Here is a 16920-nt window from a genome sequence, read left to right on the forward strand (position 1 = left end):
GGGTGTTGATGTGACTGAGGGGTTTGGCAGCCCGGACGAGGCGCGTGCGGCCGAAAGCGGCCATGAAAAGCCGGTGCGCGCCGATGCGCGGCGCAACCTGGATTTGCTGCTGAAAGCCGCGCTGGACGTGTTTGCGACGTCGGGCGTCGATGCGCCGGTGCGCGAGATCGCGGAAAAGGCGGGCGTCGGCGTCGGCACGGTCTATCGCCACTTTCCGCAGCGCTCCGATCTCATCAAGGCGGTGATGCGCAACGAGGTGGATGCCTGCGCCGATGCGGCGGCCGCATTGACTGCCGAGCATGAGCCGGGCGAGGCGCTGGCGCGCTGGATGCAGCGCTTTGCCGATTTCATCATGGCCAAACGCGGCCTTGCCGCAGCCCTCCATTCCGGCGATCCGGCCTATCAGGCCCTGCCTGCCTATTTCGACCAGCGCATGATCCCCGCATTGCAGGGCCTGCTGGACAGGGCCGTTGCGGCAGGCGCGGCACGCGGCGATGTGCAGGCGGGCGAGCTCCTGCGCGCCGGCGCGCAGCTTTCAAACCTCGGGCAGGGGGACGATCCGGCCGCGACGCGGCGGATGATTGCGCTCTTGGTAGACGGGCTGCGCTATGGGGCGGGCGGGAAGGCGTGAGCCTGTGGTTCCGGCCGTTCAGGCTCCGGCCGCCTTTTCCTTCGGCTTCAGCAGGATGATGAGCAGCAGGCCGGCGATGATGAGGGCCGCGCCTTCGAGGTGGTAGGTCTGCAGCTTCTCGCCGAGGATGAAATAGGCGAGAACGGCGATGAAGATCGTCTGGATGTAGAGGAGCACGCCGGCGCGGGCAGCGCCCAGCGCCTCGATGCTGCGGTTGAAGAGGTAATACATGAACGCGCCGCCGGGGATTGCGACATAGGCAAGCGCCACGAGGCCGCTCGCATTCAGCGTCGAGCGTTCGTCGGCGGCGAGTTCGTAGAGGTAGAAGGGCAGGGCCGTCAGCGTTGCGGTGGCAAGCAGCAGCACGAGCAGGGCCAGCCGGTTCAGGTCGAATTTCGCGCGGCGCAGCAGCACGGTATAGAGGCTGAAGCAGACGGCGCCGGCGACGATCCACAGTTCGCCGGCATTGAAATCGAGGTGCAGCAGAGCTGCCGGGCTGCCCTTGACGATGATGGCGAGGATGCCGAGGAAGGCGAGGATGGAGCCGGCCACCTGCCAGCGTCCCATCGGCTCGGCCAGCATCAGGCGGGCGAGGATCATGGTGATGATCGGGATCAGCGCGATGATGATGCCGGCGGTGGTGGCATCGGCATGCTCGAGGCCGACGAAGATCAGGCCCTGGCAGACGGCAAGGCCGATGCCGCCGATGAACAGCAGCTCCGGGCCGCGCGCCCGCGCCAGCGCGACCATGTCGGAAAAATGGGGGCGCACGATCGGCAGCAGGATCGCGAACGCGATGAGCACGCGCCAGAAGCAGAGCGCCCAGGGCGGCATTTCGGCGGAAACCCATTTGGCGGCGATATAGACGCCGGCCGACAGCAGCCAGCAGAGGACGCCGACGGAATAGGCTCCCGCAAGCGAACCGCCTGCCGCCTGTTCCGTCCCGACACTCTCGCGATGGACTGCCAGGACATGTATGGCCATCGGCCAGTTATGCCACAGTTTGCCGTCGCCGCACAGGTGAAGGCGGCGTCGGCAATAAGCGGTAGGCGGCGGGTGGCCGGGCCTAGGACTGCGCGCGGCTTGCGGTCGTCGCCGAGATCGCCGTCAGGGTCTGTGCGTCGCGGCCGTAAATGTCGTCGAAATAGTGGATGACGCCGTCATCCGTCGGCCAGGCGGTGAAATAGGCGACATAGACCGGCACCTGTTCGGGAACCGGCATGTCCTTCTTCTGGCCGTCGGCAATCTGCTGGTCGACGAATTCGACCGAGGTCTTGAGCACGGCGGCAGCCATCGCCTTCGGGTCTTCCAGGCGCACGCAGCCATGGCTGAACATGCGGTCCTGCGAGGCGAACTTGCCGCGCGCGGGCGTGTCGTGCATGTAGATATCGTGCGAATTCGGGAAGAGGATCTTCAGCTGGCCGAGCGCATTGTCGGGACCCGGCGGCTGGACGACGCCGATATTTTCGAGCGGCTGCGACCAGTCCACCTTGGCCGAAGGCATGGTCTTGCCCTTGACCGAGACGATGTAACCTTCCTTGTCGAGATAGGCCGGGTCGCGCTTCAGGTGCGGCAGCATCTCGTTGCGGATGATCGATTGCGGCACGCCCCAGTCGGGGTTGAACTGGACCGTCTTGATCGACGCGTCGAAGAAATTGGTCTGGTGGTCCTGCTGGCCGATCACGGCCTTCATCGACAGCGTCAGCGTGCTGTTCTCGTAATAATAGGCCATGTAGGCCGGCTGGTTGATGAAGACGTAGCGGTCGGGGAATTCCTGCGGCAGCCAGCGCATCTCCTCCATCGCCACGATCACCTTGTTGATGTTGGCGGCGTTGTCGCCGCCCTGGCCCGACGTGCGCAGGTAATGCAGCTCGGCGGCGAGCTGGGCGAATTTCGGGTTGCTCGGCAGCAGGCGGTCGAAGACCACCATCAGGTCCGGCGTGGCGGAAAGCTGGGCGATCGTGGCCTTCAGGTCGACCGGCTTGCGCTTGAAATCATAATAGTTGGACAGCTTGTTGGGATCGATGCGGCCGCGGAAATTATCCTGCAGGAACATCAGCATCCTGGCCGAGAGCGAGACTTCGAATTCGGCGAGGGCGCTGGCGCGGTCGCCCGATCCCCGCGGCGGGGCGACGGCATAGTCGCCGGCGTTCAGGCCCCAGTCGTCCGCCTGTTTGAGAAGGCTCAGCGCCTGCGCGGCCTTGGGCGTCGGCCCCTTGCCGTCCACCCAGATGAGCTTTGCCTTGGGCTGGGCGTAATAGGCCTCCACCGCATCGGCGATATCGTTGTTCATGACGATCTGCAGGCCGCCCATTGCGCGCAGCACTTTCGCCTGGTTGCCGCCTGCCGTTTCAAACAGCGCCGAGAGCGTCGAATCCGCATCCTGCCTGACGATATGGGCCGGCCGGCGCGCAGGCACGGCGTAGCCGGGTTTCGGCGCGGCCTGCGTGACCGGCGGCGCCGGCTGCGGCTCGGCGCGGGCGGCAAGCGCACTTCCCGAGAGCACCAGCAGGCCGGCAAGCGGTGCGATCCAGCGGGAAGATGTTTTCAGCGGCATTCTGATGTCCTCGAAACCTGATAGATATTGTGGCGGCGCGCGCATTCAGCCTGTGGGGTGAAGGCCGACTAGAACGCCAACATTCGGGCAGAAGATGGGCATTCCCTGTTTCAGGCAAGCCCATCAATGGCAGAAGCTGTTGGAACCAAATCACTTTTTCGACATCCTCGGCCCCGATTTTCGTGACGGCCGGACCCGCCGGGCAGGCCGCGGATATGTTCACCGGCGGCCGGCCGCTATTTCCAGGTGCGGCGGCGTTCAAGCTCGGCCTCGGAGGGTTGGCCGGAGACGAACGAGCCCGGCCGGATCTGCCCGCCCCGCTCATAGGTCGCGACGACGACGCCGGTGCCGGATACGGCCGAGCGGGCAAGCTTGAGGGCGCGCGGTGCCGCGCCGCCTTCGAACAGCCGCTTGCCGGCGCCGAGCAGCAGCGGGAAGGTCAGCACGGTCATTTCGTCGATCAGGTCGTTGGCAAGCAGGGTCTGGATGAGATTGCCCGAGCCCTGGATGAGCAGGTCCGGCCCGTCTTCCTGCCTGATCCTGCGCAGGGCCGCGACGACATCGGGGCCGAGGGCCCGCGAATTCTGCCAGGAGAGGCTTTCGGGCCGGTGTGTGGCGACATATTTCGTGGCGGGGTTGAAGGCCCTGGCGATCGCATCGTCCTGATAGGGCCAGTAGGCGGCGAAGATGTCGTAGGTCCTGCGGCCGAGCAGCAGCGCGAAGGGCCTGGCGAAAAGTTCGCCGATCACCTTGCCCGCTTGCTCGTCCCAGTAGTTGAAGACCCAGCCGCCGAACCGGAAGCCGCCGACGGGGTCCTCCTCGGGGCCGCCGGGTGCCTGCATGACGCCATCGAGGCTGACGAATGTGGAGGCGGTGATTTTTCTCATGGTGCTTCTCCTCTCGTGATCGGCCCCAGGACGAAGCCGGCAGCGGCATGCCGACATTCCGGAGGAATTTATGCGCATGGCGTGTCGGAAATCTGTTTGTCATGCTTGACTTGTACATGCTGCCGGCCCTGCGTGAGCGGGCGACGGGGGTTCCGGCCGATGCCGGGACATGCGCGGCTGGTCGAACGGGGGCGGGATGGGTGTCAGGAACTATCTGATCGAAGGCGTTTCCGGGGCCGGCAAGACCTCGGTCGCCACCGAGTTGCAGCGGCGCGGCTATCATGTCGTCCACGGCGATCGCGAACTGGCCTATCAAGGCGATCCGCAGACCGGCGAGCCGCTCTGCGAGGCCGTGCTGCGGGCGAACGGCCGGGACGTGGATTTCCGGCACCGGCACCATGTCTGGAACGTCGACAGGGTCAGGTCGATCGTGGCCGACAAGAGCTGCCCGGTCTCCTTCTTCTGCGGCGGATCGAGGAATTCCGGCCAGTTCATCGGCCTGTTCGACGCGGTTTTCGTTCTCGACGTCGATCTCGACACGTTGGAGCGGCGGCTTGCCGGAAGAGGGGAAGACGAGTTCGGCGGCAATACGGCCGAACGCGCGGTGGTTTTTCGCGTGCACGCGACCAAGGAGGGCATTCCCGCAAACGCGACGACCATCGACGCCACGGCACCGCTTGTGCTTGTCGTCGACGATATCCTGTCGAGATGCGGGGAGGGTGTCTAGGCTGCGCGCCCGCCGGCCGCTGCTGCGCACCCCGGAAATCAAGGGGAGACTCGACGGCCCGCCTGTGCGAGTTTCGCCGGGCACGGCAGCCGGCGACCTTGGCGGCAAGGTCCGCCTCGCTCCGGTTCGGGACGCAAAGCCGGAGGTGAAAATGCCTGATGTGACGCGACATCTGATCGACAGGGGTGACGGGGCAGGTGTGGAGCTCTTTCAGGTCCAGCCCGAGAGCAGGACGCCGGAGGGAGCGATCCTCTTCGTTCACGGCAATCAGGGCGGCCGTCTGACCGGCGCGAAGGAAGCCGTCGATACCGGCACGCTGCTGCGTTTCTGTTCCCGCCTGAACGTCACCGCGGCGGCGGTCTCGCAACCCGGCTTCGGCGCTTCGGACGGACCGGCGGATTTCTGCGGCCCGTACACGCAGCGGGCGATCATCGCCGCGCTATCCTTCCTGCGGGCGCAGCCTTGCGTCGATCCCGGCCGCATCGTTCTCTACGGCAACAGCCGGGGAGCGGTGGCATCGGCCATGGTCGCAGCCCAGGTCCCCGATCTGCGAGCCGTCATCCTGCGCAGCGGCGTCTACGACCTCGAGGCCGTCTACAAGGGCAGTTCGAAAGGTTTGCGGTTCGCGATCGAGCAGGAAGCCGGCCGGTCCCGCGAAGCCTTCCGTGCACGCTCGGCCCTGCATCACGCGCCGAAAATCCGGGCTGAGACCCTGTTGCTGCACGGAAGGCTCGACGAGCGGGCTCCCGTTGCCCAGGCCGAACAGTTCTCGGATGCGCTGTCGGACGCCGGAGCGTCCGTCATGCTGCACGTCTTCGAATGTGGGCACGAGATTCCGAGGGAATACGCGCAGATGGCGCTGCACTCCTTCCTGCAAAGGGTGTTCGATCCGGCCGTGACATATCATTAGGCCGCGGCATGGCCGGGCCTGTTGGCGATGGTATCAGGCGCCGAAGACGGCCACCGCGCCTGACATCGCCTGACCGTCTGCCCCAAGCTTGCCCAGGCTGCGCAGATAGGCGCAGAACATGTCGGCCATTGCGTCTGCGAAGGCGGAGATTTCGCTTTCGCCATGCGCCTCCTCGGAAAATTCCTTTCCGACCGTGCTCATCGTCGTCATGACCAGGTCTCCGGCCATGGCCCGGATCGTGTCGGACGCGTTTGGCAGCGTCTCGCGCATGAAACGCTCGATGACGGGGTCGTCGGCGCTCCGGGCTTCCTGCGCCTCCGGGGCGTCGCGATAGAGGGGCGCCGCATCGTTCAGCGCCACCCGCACGGCGGCCTCCTCGCATTCGGAGCGAATGAAGGCGTGGACCAGCGAGCGTAGCCGGTCCAGCGGCGGCCGGGTTTCGTCGCTGAGGACCTCGCCCAGAAGATGTGAGGTCTGGCGCCATTCGTCGCTCTGCAGCCGAAACAGGATGGCGGCCTTGTTGGGGAAATATTGATAGAGCGAGCCGACGCTGACGCCGGCTCTTTCGGCCACGCGGGCGGTGGTGAAACGCTGTGCGCCCTCCTGCGCCAAAACCTGAACAGCGGCTTGCAGAATAGCGTTTACGAGCTCGTTCGAGCGCGTCTGCTTTGGCGATTTTCTTGAAGAAATTCCGTTGCTTGGACGATCGGCCATAGCGGCGCTCCGCAAATGCGATTAGCGAATGCGACGGATTATTCGTATTTTCATTTCGAAAGCAAGCCATCCGAAATGAAGGATTTTTCCGATGAACACCATCGCAAGCGCACCGCTCGCGCCGCTGCTCGACCGGCTCTTTGCCGAGGCCGACAGGGCCACCAGCCCGGCCATGGCCGGGCTCTCCCGCGAGGAGCGGGAACGGCTCATGCACAGCAAGACCGAATATCTCGACTTCTACGGACGCCTGAAAGACCTGTGGCTGCCCGTTTCGCGCCGGACCGGAGAGCTGCTCTACATGCTGGCGCGCAGCACCAATGCAAAGACGATCGTGGAATTCGGCACGTCCTTCGGCATTTCGACGCTCTATCTTGCCGCTGCCCTGCGCGACAATGGCGGCGGGCGGCTGATCAGCAGCGAATTCGAGGTTTCGAAAGTCGCGCGGGCTCGCCAGAACCTTGCTGCCGGCGGCCTTGCCGATCTCGTCGAAATCCGCGAAGGCGACGCACTCCAGACGTTGAGCGCCGATCTGCCCGACAGGATCGACCTGCTTCTGCTCGACGGGGCGAAGTCGCTCTATCCGGAAGTGCTGGCGCTGGCCGAAGGCCGGCTTCGGCCCGGTGCGCTCGTCATTGCCGACGATGCCGGTTACTGCCCCGAATATCTCGACCATGTCCGTTCGCCGGCGGGCGGCTACCTGTCCACGCCTTTTGGCGACGACATCGAGCTGTCGATGCGCCTGGCCTGACGTCGACCGGTTCCCGCACGAACCCGACATCAACACGGGCTGCCTGACGGCCGTCCGACAATGGAGATCGCAGCAATGCACATATTCGTAACGGGTGCGACCGGCTGGGTCGGCACCGCCATCGTCGAGGAACTGGTGCGCGCCGGCCACAAGGTCAGCGGACTTGTCCGCTCGATCGAGAGAGCAAAGGCCATAGCGGTCATCGGCGCAAAACTCGTTCCGGGATCGCTCGATGACCTCGACCTTCTGGCCGAAACCGCCGCCAAGGCCGACGCGGTGATCCATACCGCCTTCAACCACGACTTCTCGAAATTTCTCGACAATGCGGCGCAGGACGAGCGCGCCATCCACGCGCTTGGAGAGGCGCTTGCCGGAACCGACCGCCCGCTCATCGTCACATCGGGCCTGTCGGGCTTTCGGCCGGGGGCAACGGAAGCGGACCTTCCGAACCCGGCAGCGCCCCGCAGATCGGAAGCCGCCGCCCGCGCCCTTGCCGGGCAGGGCATCCGCGCGGCCACGATGCGCCTTGCCCCGAGCGTGCACGGCATCGGCGACTACGGCTTCATCCCGATCCTGGCGCGCATCGCCCGCGAGACCGGCGTATCGGCCTATGCGGATGACGGCATGAACTGCTGGTCGGGCGTGCACCGGCTGGATGCGGCTCGCCTCTACCGGCTGGCGCTCGAAAGCGGCGTGACCGAGGCCGCCTACCATGCCGTGGCCGACGAGGCGGTGCCGTTCCGGCAGATCGCCGAGGTGATCGGGCGCCAGCTCGGTCTGCCGGTGGAACCCCGCCCGCGCGAGCATTTCGGCTGGTTTGCCACTATGGCGGCGGCCAACATGGCGGCTTCCAGCGCCCATACGCGCTGGCTGCTCGGCTGGCAGCCCGCCTGCCGAAGCCTGCTCGACGATCTCGACCAGCCCGGCTACTACGCCCGATAATTTCGCCGCAAGGCGTTCAATGCCCGCCCATCGGCCGGCCCTCGGGCCGGGCGGGCGGGCGCCTGACGTAGAGGGATGCCGCGACGGCGGCCAGCGAGATCAGCGCGCCGACGAGGAAGGCGGAGTGCATGCCGCCGACGGTTGCGGTCGCGGCATCTGCCTGCCCTTGAGTCAGCAGGCCGGCGCGCCAGGTCATGATGGCGACGTAGAGCGTGGTGCCGGCCGCGCCTGCGACCTGCTGGGTGGTGCCGATGATGGCGCTGCCGTGGGAATAGAGTTTCGGCGGCAGCGAGCCGAGGCTGACGGTGAAGAGCGGCGTGAACATCAGGGCAAGGCCGATGCTCATGGCGATATGCAGCGCAAGCACGACCCAGATGGGCGTGGCGACGCCGAGGAAGGTCATGCCCCACATGACGGCGCTGAAGATAAGCGCGCCGGGGATGACGAGGCGGGCGGGGCCGTAGCGGTCGAACAGGCGGCCGACAAAGGGGGCACAGAGGCCCATGATGAGGCCGCCCGGCAGGAGCAGCAGGCCGGTCGTCAGCGTCGTCTGGCCGAGTACCGAGAGCATGTAGATCGGGATCAGGATGAAGACGCCGAACATCGACATCATCAGGATCGCCATCATGCCGGCGGCGATGGTGAAGGTCCTGGTCTGCAGGGTGCGCAGGTCGAGCAGCGCCTTCTCGTGTTTCTGGAGACGGATCTGGCGCCAGAGGAAGACGGCGATGACGGCGGCACCGGCCGCGAGCATGACGCGGGGATCGAGCGGCGCGGCACTCGCCTGCGCGGCGCCGAGCTCGCTGATGCCGTAGACGAAACTGCCGAAGCCGATGGCCGACAGGATGACGGAGAGCACATCGAGCGGCGCCTTTGACGGCACGGTGACGTTTTCGATTTTCGCGGCACCCAGCGCAAGGGCGGCAAGCGCGATCGGCAGCACCAGCAGGAAGAGCCAGCGCCAGTCGAGCGAGGAAAGGATGAGGCCCGAAATCGTCGGGCCGATGGCCGGCGCCACCGATATGACGATCGAGATATTGCCCATCGTCCGGCCGCGCGAATGCGGCGGCACGAGATGCATGATCGTCGTCATCAGCAGCGGCATCATGATCGCCGTGCCGGACGCCTGGACGATGCGGCCGACGACCAGCATAGGGAAGCCGGGGGAAAGCGCCGAAATCAGCGTGCCGGCGGAAAAGAACGACATGGCGAGCATGAAGACCGGCCGCGTGTTCAGCCGCTGCAGGAGATAGCCCGTCACCGGGATGACGACGGCCATGGTCAGCATGAAGGCGGAGGTCAGCCATTGGGCCGAGCTTGCCGGAATCCTGAGATCCGCCATCAGGTGGGGGATCGCCACGCCCATGATGGTCTCGTTGAGGATGACCACGAAGGCGGAAACGAGCAGCAGGCCGATTACCAGCCTGTTGCGGGCGCTATGATCTTCGACCGGCAGTTCGGCCTGTTCTTCGATCTCGGAAGTCAAGGGTTCACTGGTCATGGTGTTCCTGTATCCATGTCTGAGAGAAGGAGTTCTGCCTTAGGACGAACGTGCCGCGGCTTTTGCGACACGGGGCATGCCTGTTTCTATGTCTTTATGCGGGCGGGCGGATGCAAGGCGGTTTTTCGCGGGATGCCTGTGCGCGGTCCCAGGGTACAGCAAGCCTATGCGGTCCCCGTCACGGCAGCCCCCATGCGGCCGGTGAAAAGGCTTCCGGCGGCAGGCGCATTTCCTGGGGATCGACGGGGCGGCGGCGCAGCGCGGTTGCCGTGTAGGACCGATCGCCGGTGCGCCCCGCGGCATCCTCCTTGAGCGGAAGCCCGTCCTTCGTCAGGCACTGGCGGCTTGCGCCGTCATGCCCGGCCGGCGCCGGATCGAACCATTCGCATGTTTCTCCGAGCACGGTATCGCCTTTGCCGAGCGGGACCCTTCCGGTCGTCGCGTCGAGATCGGAAGAGGATGGAGGGCGCCGGCTGGCCCGCAGATGGCGATCCTCACGGCCCTGCCGATAGAGGATGCCCCGATCCTCCCGCTCGTTCCAGATCCTGACCGTGACGGCGCCATCCGTGTCCCGCTGCTCGCGGTAGGACCAGGGATAGTGGCGCAGCAGGCGAAGGCTCGATTGTCCGGCGCCTTCGAGCGTGATCTCGTAATCGGGCCGGGCCGGGTCGGCAGCATGGATGCTTGCCGGCCGCAGCCAGAAGTCCGCCGTCAGGATTTCCGGCGGCGGGCGCATGTCTTCCAGCCTGACGGCGCGGCGCTCGAGGCTCGCCAGCCGGCTGTGGTAGAGCACCACGTCCTTGTCGCTGAGCAGCTTGGTTTCGGCGACGATGCCGTCGCCGGTCACGCATGACTGTTCGCGCGGCCGCAATGCGTCCGCCGTCTCGCGCCACCGGCACGTCTGCCCGGCAACGATCGAGGAGGCATCGAGCGGCCGGGTCTTTTCTGCGGCATCCGGTTTGCGTGCCGGCATGAGAAGCTCCATGAGCGTGACCTCGCCATCCGGCTGCCTGCTCCAGCGCAGAACGGGGGCGTTCCTGTCCGGCCCGAAGCCGATGCTGGCCTGGCCGTCCCGCAGCCGCGTCTCGGTCAGAAACATGCCGTCGTGATGGACGACGGTGACGGCCGGATCGGCCGGCCTGCCGTCCCTGTCGAGCGCCTGCATGGTGGCGACGTAATCCGGCGCGGCATCGCGGCCGGCCTGCGCGGCGGCCGATCCCGCAAGGGCCAGGCAGGCAATCGCGCCTGATATTGCCGCTGTCTTCATTGCTTCCCGGCTCCTGCCTGCGCGCAGGATCGCGCCGCCGCAAGCAGATGACGGTTTTGCCGGGAAAATCAACAGGGTCTATGCCACCAGCTCAAGCGGGGCCGTCAGTGGACGATGGTCAGCGCGGCGATGCCCGCCTCGTCGGCGGCGCGCAGGAATGCCTCGCGGAACTGTTCCGGAGCCACTTCTCCACAGATGGCATCGATGCAGGCTTTGACGGCGATCATATATTCCTCGCCGTCATCGAAAGGCCAGTCCCGGATGAGCAGATATGCAGCGTCGCCGAGCGTGCGCACGACTGTGTGCGTTTCCCGACCGCGCAAAACCAGCCCGACCGGCGCGAATGCCGACGACGTGTTCCAGTTCATTATCCTCGACCCCTCAAGGCACGGAGATTGAAACCCTCAAACACACTATACGCGCGAATTATGAAATTCGGAATTGCGGATTGTGTGAATGTTAAGCGAGTGACTTATTTGCCGCGGGCAAAAGAAGGGCGCTCCACGACTTCATGTCGGAGCGCCCCTGGCTGCAGCGGCGTCAGTTGCGGCGGAGGCCGACAGCAGGCACGATCAGAAGACCGCATCGGGAACGAAATGGCAACGCCCGACGCCGAAGCCTGCCCGCAAGCGGCCCGCTCTCCACAGGCTATCCACAGCTTATCCACAGGGGAGGCGAAATCTCCGCCAACGCTTTCAACGACATATGACCGAATGCGATCCGCCTGCTCCAGACGGGTGATGTGACCGCGGCACGACACAGGCACTATCTTCAGGGCAAACTGCCCTAAAGGCCACAATGCCGCTCTATGGTGGCCGTCCCTCCTTGAGCGCTGGGCGGCGGACGCTCGGAGGTGGAAGGCGGCAGGCGTGCATGAGGGCCTGCCGCCTTCACGGCCGGGAAGGCAGGGAGCGGCCGGGCGGCCTGCGGCTGCGCGCATAAAAAAGGACCCGCTCACCAGGGAGCGGGCCTCAGGGGTGCCCGGAGTCGGACGGGCATCGGTAAAAGGCGGGCGATCAGATATAGGCCGCGACATCGATGCTCCAGCTGTCGGGCATCTTCGACGCGGCAAAGCTGCTGACGCTGGCGGGACGGGCGTTCCGGCGGGCGGCTGCCTCGAGCAGGGCCGCAAAGGATGCCAGGCTGATCTTGTCGGCGCGAAGCATCTGGCGGATCAGCGGATCTTTGAGCATTTCCGATGGAGTCATCTCGTGCATGACTATCCTCCGTGACTGTTTTCCGACGCTTGCGGCATTCTAGGTTCGCATTGCTATGAATGCATGTCGCGGCGATGGCGAAAAGACGGCAATCGAAGTTCATTCGGGCTAGCTCCAATGTGGCATTGGCCTGCCAATTTATCGGATGCTAACGTAGCGGCCGGGAATGGACCGCAGCGGAGGACGGGCACATGGAGCCAAGAATGTTCGACGAGATCATGGTGGGCCTGGCCGCGCTCGAGGCCGAGATCGCCGCGATCAACGCCAGGCCCCTGCCTGCCACAGACCTGAAATATGCCAAGGCCCAGCTGAAGGCCAAGCCCGTCAGGGTCCGCAAGCGTCTCGGCAAGGCCAAGACGCCGAAACCGCATGCCTGAGCCTGATCCGGCAAGACGCTTTTTAACCATGAACGCGCTTTCTGACGTTCGCTCACTTTTTGCCGATTGCATATGACCGGGAAAGACGGTTTTCTTGCTTTTGGCATTCCTAATCCAGAGATATCCCCGACACCATGAACCGCTACGAGATCGAACGTCGCAACGACGACGAATGGACTGTCATCGACCGGCTGACGGGCGCGCCCGTGCCGCATCTGCCGGAAAAGCTCGGCAGCAGGCTTGAAGCGCAGGCGCTTGCCGATTTCCGCAACCAGCTGGCCATTCCGCAGCGGGAAAAGATCCGCTCGCGCCTCGATACGCTGCGGATCGCCTGGGCGGCGCTGACGGGAAAGCGGGTGCGCTAGGGGCCTTTCCCGGCTGCTACCAGCGCAGGATCCTGCGGCCGAGCAGGAAGCCGGCCGCGGTGGCGACGGATATGCCGATCGAATACCATGTCGCCAGGAATAGCGGGCTGTCGTCGGGGCAGTGCCAGGCATAGATGGCGGCGGCGATACCGCCGGCGGCAAGGCCTGCCACCGCACCCGCCGTGCCGGGATTTTCCGGGGCGCCGCGGCGCACCGAATAGAGGATGGCGGCAAGCGGGGCGATCGACAGCGTCGGCACGAAGAGCAGGCAGAAGGCGGAGAAATGGCCTTCCATGCTGCTTGCCCAATTGGCCTGCGGCACGACGATGAGCTCGGCGGCGATGCCGGCAACCAGGACCGCGAGCGGCAGGACAAGCAGCAGCGCCGCAGGGCGCAGCGGCACGCCGGGCCTGCCGATGCGGAAGGCGAGGCGGGTGGCGGTGACGGCGAGCAGCAGGGTGATGCCGATCTTGAAAAGCACGCGCGGCGTCCCGATCATCTCGGCCATGTCGCCGCGGATGCCGATGGTGGAGACGAGCAGGGCGGCCGAAATCACGACGCCGATCACCAGCGCCGCCATGAAGACGCGGCCGAAGCGCAGCCGCACGCGCGCATCCTTTGCCATGAGGTTGATCAGGTCATCCGTTCTCACGTCTGTCGCTCCGATAGAGGGCCGCCAATCCTTTGAGCGCCCTGTGCAGCGCCACTCGCACGGCGCCTTCCGTCATCTGCAGCCGCTCGGCCGTTTCGCGGATGCCGGCGCCGTCGAGCGAGATCGATCTGACGATTTCGCGCTGCGGACCGCGCAGGCCGTCCAGCATGCGATCGACATCGATGCGGTCGGCGCCATCCTCTTGGTGGTCGGCCTCCAGGGTCTCCATCACGTCCTCGATCGGCACCGCGACATGGCGGCCGCGCCGGCGCAGGCTGTCGATCAGCTTGTTGCGCACGATGGTGGACAGCCACGGGCCGATCGGCCGGGATACATCCCAGGTCCCGCGCTTCAGGTGTACTGCCAGCAGAACTTCCTGCACCACGTCTTCCACCTCGCTCGGCGGGGCACCGAACTGGTCGCAGCGCCGGCGCGCTATCGAACGCAGGTAGGGTGTCACGGCCTTCAGGAACCGGTCATAGGCCGGTGCGTCGCCGGCGATTGCCGCGCGCATCCAGGCCGCCCATTCCTCTTCACGGGCCGAATGTTTCATCCGCCACTTACCTCTACGCACGGGTCTACGTGTTTGTTACCGTCATCTCGAAAATTTTGATGACGCGGCACGAGAGGGAATGCCGGCGTCGGCGCCTATTGAGCGCATCGGCGGGCAAACGGCAAGAGGATTGCGGCCACAAAGCGCAAAAGGCCGCCCGGCTGAATGACGAGCCGGGCGGGCATCGGTGCCGATGGCTGCGGTACGGTCTAGCTCCGGGCAGTGCCCGACATCCGCGCAAGCATATGGTCGAGCGACAGGCGGCCGGCGCCGTAGCGCATGATGGCGAGCGCCATGGCCGCCCAGGTGATGTGGATCGGCCAGCCGTCGGGCACGGTCAGTTCCACGATGCAGGTCATGAACAGCAGGCCGAGGCCGGCGAAGCGGGTGGCGAGGCCGAGCACGAGCAGGGTCGGAAAGATGATTTCGCCGCAGCCCGACAGGAAGGCCATGACGGCCGGCATCGGGAAGGGGTAGGGGCCGCCCGGCAGGTGCAGCATGAATTCCTGGGTGAAGAGATCGACCGCGGTATCGTTCAATTGCAGGAAGCCATCCCATTTCAGGATGCCGGAGCGCCAGAAGGGGACGGCCAGCGCCACGCGCAGCGCCGCCTGGACGATATCGGGCTGGGCGACGGCGCGGACAAGCCCGTCGGCCGTCGCCACAAGCCTCGTCAGCGGGGAGAGAGCGCCGTTGCGAGGCTCGTCGTGAGGGAGTGAATCAAGCATATCAGACATGGGAATTCTCCAGTTCGATATCTGAGAAGGTGCCGAGATCGGAAAAGGCATGGGCCGCAAGCATCTCGCCGATGGCGGCGGAGAGATCGAAGCCCGGTTCGGCCTCAAGGGCGGCGGCAACGCCCGCCGCAAGGCATTGTCCCGCCAGCAGCGCGCCGAGGAAGGCGGCGCCGCCGGGGGGCAGGAGGCGCACGGTCACGTCGTCGTCGATGCGGGTAATCAGCCCGTCTTCTGCCCGGTTCTCGACGCGGGAGACGGGGCCGGTGGCGCGGTTCATGGCGAAGATGGTGACGGCCGGGTGGGCCGAGCAGACCAGCCGCGTCGCCGGATGCGGCCGGAAGGTCAGGGCACCCAGCTCTTCGGGCGGCACGACGGCCAGCGCTTCGGCCTTGAGCGAAGGCGCATCGGCGGCGTGATAGGCATCCAGCCAGGCGCGCTCGATCCTCGCCACGTCCGAAAGCCAGGGCATGTCGCGGGCATATTCGTAGCGGTCGATGAAATCGGGGAAGTCGCGCCCGTATTCGAAGAGCAGCGGCGAGACGGGCGGCGTTTCGCGCACATGGAAACGGGCCATGGCGCGGAAGAAATCCGCCCCCGTAATGCGCTCGACAGCCGGGAAGACCGACGACAGCGCGGCGATCAGGCTGACGGTGACATTGTTGCGGTAGACGTCGTAGCGCTTTTGTGCCCGCTTGCCGCGCGGACCCGTCACCAGGCCGGGGGCCGGAGCGTCGGGATCGAGAAGTGCGGCCGAGAAGCGGCCGGCAAAGTCGGCCGCCGCCGGCCGGAGCGGCAGGATATCAGCCGAGCGCATGGGAGCGCTCCTGCCGGAAGGCCTGTCCCTGGCCCGCGTGCCTGTCGAGGATCGCCTGGGCGGCAAGCGCTTCGGCGCGCAGGACCGGCCAGTCGGGTATCCTGCTGTCCCATTCGATCAGGGTCGGGATCGGCCCGCAGCGGGCGATGACGATCTCGTAGAGCTGCCAGACGGCATCGGCGACCGGCCCGTCATGGCTGTCGATGAGCAGCAGTTCGCCCTCGTCGTCCTCCTGCTCGGCATGGCCGGCGAGATGGATTTCGCCAACCTGCGACAGCGGGAAATCGCGCAGGTATTCCAGCGCCGAAAAGCCGTGATTGGTGGCCGAGACGAAGACGTTGTTGATATCGAGCAGCAGGCCGCAGCCGGTGCGCCGCGATATCTCGCGGATGAAATCCGTCTCGCTCATGGCGGATTCGGCAAAGAGCACGTAGGTGGAGGGGTTTTCGAGCAGGATCGGCCGGCCGATCGCGGCCTGCATCTCGTCGATATGATCGCAGACATGGGCAAGCGTACCGGCCGTATAGGGCAGCGGCAGCAGGTCGTTCAGGTAGGTGTCCATATGGGTGGACCAGGCAAGATGTTCGGAGACCAGCGCCGGCTCGTAGCGGTCGACGAGGCTCCTGAAGCGGGCGAGGTGGTCCTTGTCGAGCGGCTGCGGGCCGCCGAGCGACATGCACACGCCATGCAGGGAAATCGGGTGGTCGCGGCGCACCCTTTCCAGCGCGCGATGCGGCGGGCCGCCGGCGCCCATATAGTTTTCGGCGTGGATTTCGAAGAAGCCTTGCGGGCCTGGGATGGCCGATATGGCCGCAAGGTGCTCCGGCTTGAAGCTGGTGCCGGCCTGGCCGGCCAGCGAATAGGTCGGAAAGCGGAGGGTGCTTTCCGTCTCCATGAGAGGGTTGGACGTCATGTCGACTCTGGCCATGTTCGCCTCCGCTTTCCTTGTTGCCTGCCGCTTAGATGTCGCGCGTCAGCGGCTTCAGCGAACCGTGACGGCCGCCCGGCAGTTCAAGCGAGGCGCAGGTGCCGCCCTGGACGAATTTCCAGGAATTGCCCTGGAAGTCCTTGACCGAGGTGCCCTGGCAGGTGGTGCCCGGACCGGCGGCGCAATCGTTCTGGCCCTTCAGGGCAACGCCGTAGCACTTCTCCTTGTGGGCAGCGACGGCAGCATCGGCCTCGGCCTTGGTCAGCGGGCCGGCGCTTGCCATCGTGGCAAGGGCGGAGGTGATCGCGCCGGCAAGAAGGGCGGTGCTGATGGAAGTCTTCAACATGGGTAATCTCCGTTGCGTGAAACGCCCCTCTTTTCGGCGGGGCACGT

The 16920-nt window shown here is 65.7% G+C and carries 21 protein-coding genes; 7 read left to right on the top strand and 14 right to left on the bottom strand.

What is annotated here, in order from left to right; genetic code table 11:
- The first annotated feature begins 10 nt into the window (after nt 1-10).
- A complete protein-coding gene (locus tag ACFPWW_RS26180; protein WP_377313949.1) occupies nt 11-631 on the top strand; it encodes a TetR/AcrR family transcriptional regulator in 621 nt (206 codons plus the stop codon).
- An 18-nt stretch (nt 632-649) separates the two neighbouring features.
- Here the strand turns inward: ACFPWW_RS26180 and ACFPWW_RS26185 are convergent, their stop codons facing one another.
- From ACFPWW_RS26185 to ACFPWW_RS26195, 3 genes are all read right to left on the bottom strand, one after another.
- Nucleotides 650-1615 (bottom strand): DMT family transporter, encoded by a 966-nt coding sequence (locus tag ACFPWW_RS26185; RefSeq protein ID WP_377313951.1) that lies wholly within the window; start codon nt 1613-1615, stop codon nt 650-652.
- Nucleotides 1616-1697: 82 nt separating this feature from the next.
- Entirely contained in the window at nt 1698-3188 is a 1491-nt protein-coding gene (locus ACFPWW_RS26190; protein WP_377313953.1) for a L,D-transpeptidase family protein, read from the bottom strand.
- 236 nt (nt 3189-3424) lie between these two features.
- Nucleotides 3425-4075 carry a dihydrofolate reductase family protein gene (locus ACFPWW_RS26195; RefSeq protein ID WP_377313955.1) on the bottom strand — a complete coding sequence of 217 codons (651 nt, stop codon included), beginning with the start codon at nt 4073-4075 and terminating at the stop codon, nt 3425-3427.
- Nucleotides 4076-4271: 196 nt separating this feature from the next.
- Here ACFPWW_RS26195 and ACFPWW_RS26200 point away from each other — a divergent pair, with 196 nt between their 5' ends.
- Together ACFPWW_RS26200 and ACFPWW_RS26205 are read left to right on the top strand one after the other, a co-directional pair.
- A complete protein-coding gene (locus ACFPWW_RS26200) occupies nt 4272-4802 on the top strand; it encodes a nucleoside kinase (RefSeq protein ID WP_377313957.1) in 531 nt (176 codons plus the stop codon).
- A 151-nt stretch (nt 4803-4953) separates the two neighbouring features.
- Entirely contained in the window at nt 4954-5712 is a 759-nt protein-coding gene (locus tag ACFPWW_RS26205) for an alpha/beta hydrolase family protein (protein WP_377314187.1), read from the top strand.
- Nucleotides 5713-5745: 33 nt separating this feature from the next.
- Here the strand turns inward: ACFPWW_RS26205 and ACFPWW_RS26210 are convergent, their stop codons facing one another.
- A complete protein-coding gene (locus tag ACFPWW_RS26210; protein WP_377313959.1) occupies nt 5746-6426 on the bottom strand; it encodes a TetR family transcriptional regulator in 681 nt (226 codons plus the stop codon).
- A gap of 91 nt (nt 6427-6517) precedes the next feature.
- Between ACFPWW_RS26210 and ACFPWW_RS26215 the strand changes: the two genes are divergently transcribed.
- Complete coding sequence (locus ACFPWW_RS26215; protein WP_112703306.1) at nt 6518-7174, top strand: O-methyltransferase; 657 nt, start codon at nt 6518-6520, stop codon at nt 7172-7174.
- 75 nt (nt 7175-7249) lie between these two features.
- Nucleotides 7250-8116 (top strand): SDR family oxidoreductase, encoded by an 867-nt coding sequence (locus tag ACFPWW_RS26220; RefSeq protein WP_112703307.1) that lies wholly within the window; start codon nt 7250-7252, stop codon nt 8114-8116.
- Nucleotides 8117-8132: 16 nt separating this feature from the next.
- Here ACFPWW_RS26220 and ACFPWW_RS26225 read toward each other — a convergent pair whose 3' ends face one another.
- From ACFPWW_RS26225 to ACFPWW_RS26240, 4 genes are all read right to left on the bottom strand, one after another.
- A complete protein-coding gene (locus ACFPWW_RS26225) occupies nt 8133-9617 on the bottom strand; it encodes a DHA2 family efflux MFS transporter permease subunit (protein ID WP_377313961.1) in 1485 nt (494 codons plus the stop codon).
- 178 nt (nt 9618-9795) lie between these two features.
- Complete coding sequence (locus tag ACFPWW_RS26230; RefSeq protein ID WP_377313963.1) at nt 9796-10884, bottom strand: hypothetical protein; 1089 nt, start codon at nt 10882-10884, stop codon at nt 9796-9798.
- A gap of 104 nt (nt 10885-10988) precedes the next feature.
- Nucleotides 10989-11252 (bottom strand): DUF982 domain-containing protein, encoded by a 264-nt coding sequence (locus tag ACFPWW_RS26235; protein WP_112571354.1) that lies wholly within the window; start codon nt 11250-11252, stop codon nt 10989-10991.
- Between the two features lie 648 nt (nt 11253-11900).
- The gene (locus ACFPWW_RS26240) at nt 11901-12101 is read right to left on the bottom strand and encodes a hypothetical protein (protein ID WP_112571356.1); all 201 of its coding nucleotides are present in this window, start codon (nt 12099-12101) and stop codon (nt 11901-11903) included.
- Between the two features lie 191 nt (nt 12102-12292).
- Between ACFPWW_RS26240 and ACFPWW_RS26245 the strand changes: the two genes are divergently transcribed.
- Entirely contained in the window at nt 12293-12478 is a 186-nt protein-coding gene (locus tag ACFPWW_RS26245; RefSeq protein WP_112703310.1) for a hypothetical protein, read from the top strand.
- Nucleotides 12479-12612: 134 nt separating this feature from the next.
- Nucleotides 12613-12843, top strand: a complete 231-nt coding sequence (locus tag ACFPWW_RS26250) for a hypothetical protein (RefSeq protein ID WP_112571360.1) — start codon at nt 12613-12615, stop codon at nt 12841-12843.
- Nucleotides 12844-12859: 16 nt separating this feature from the next.
- Here the strand turns inward: ACFPWW_RS26250 and ACFPWW_RS26255 are convergent, their stop codons facing one another.
- From ACFPWW_RS26255 to ACFPWW_RS26280, 6 genes are all read right to left on the bottom strand, one after another.
- Nucleotides 12860-13495 carry an NrsF family protein gene (locus ACFPWW_RS26255; RefSeq protein ID WP_377313966.1) on the bottom strand — a complete coding sequence of 212 codons (636 nt, stop codon included), beginning with the start codon at nt 13493-13495 and terminating at the stop codon, nt 12860-12862.
- Nucleotides 13482-14048 carry a sigma-70 family RNA polymerase sigma factor gene (locus ACFPWW_RS26260; RefSeq protein ID WP_377313968.1) on the bottom strand — a complete coding sequence of 189 codons (567 nt, stop codon included), beginning with the start codon at nt 14046-14048 and terminating at the stop codon, nt 13482-13484. The genes ACFPWW_RS26255 and ACFPWW_RS26260 overlap by 14 nt, the downstream gene beginning before the upstream one ends.
- 209 nt (nt 14049-14257) lie before the next feature.
- The gene (locus ACFPWW_RS26265; RefSeq protein ID WP_113414323.1) at nt 14258-14785 is read right to left on the bottom strand and encodes a DoxX family protein; all 528 of its coding nucleotides are present in this window, start codon (nt 14783-14785) and stop codon (nt 14258-14260) included.
- Nucleotides 14778-15599 carry a putative DNA-binding domain-containing protein gene (locus tag ACFPWW_RS26270; RefSeq protein WP_377313970.1) on the bottom strand — a complete coding sequence of 274 codons (822 nt, stop codon included), beginning with the start codon at nt 15597-15599 and terminating at the stop codon, nt 14778-14780. Before ACFPWW_RS26270 ends, ACFPWW_RS26265 begins: the two co-directional genes overlap by 8 nt.
- Entirely contained in the window at nt 15586-16512 is a 927-nt protein-coding gene (locus tag ACFPWW_RS26275) for a DUF692 domain-containing protein (RefSeq protein WP_377314189.1), read from the bottom strand. The genes ACFPWW_RS26270 and ACFPWW_RS26275 overlap by 14 nt, the downstream gene beginning before the upstream one ends.
- Before the next feature lie 46 nt (nt 16513-16558).
- Nucleotides 16559-16873 carry a DUF2282 domain-containing protein gene (locus ACFPWW_RS26280; RefSeq protein ID WP_112571380.1) on the bottom strand — a complete coding sequence of 105 codons (315 nt, stop codon included), beginning with the start codon at nt 16871-16873 and terminating at the stop codon, nt 16559-16561.
- Between the last annotated feature and the right edge of the window lie 47 nt (nt 16874-16920).

It is taken from the genome of Rhizobium sp. GCM10022189 (assembly GCF_042656325.1).
In the GTDB taxonomy this organism is placed as follows: domain Bacteria; phylum Pseudomonadota; class Alphaproteobacteria; order Rhizobiales; family Rhizobiaceae; genus Rhizobium.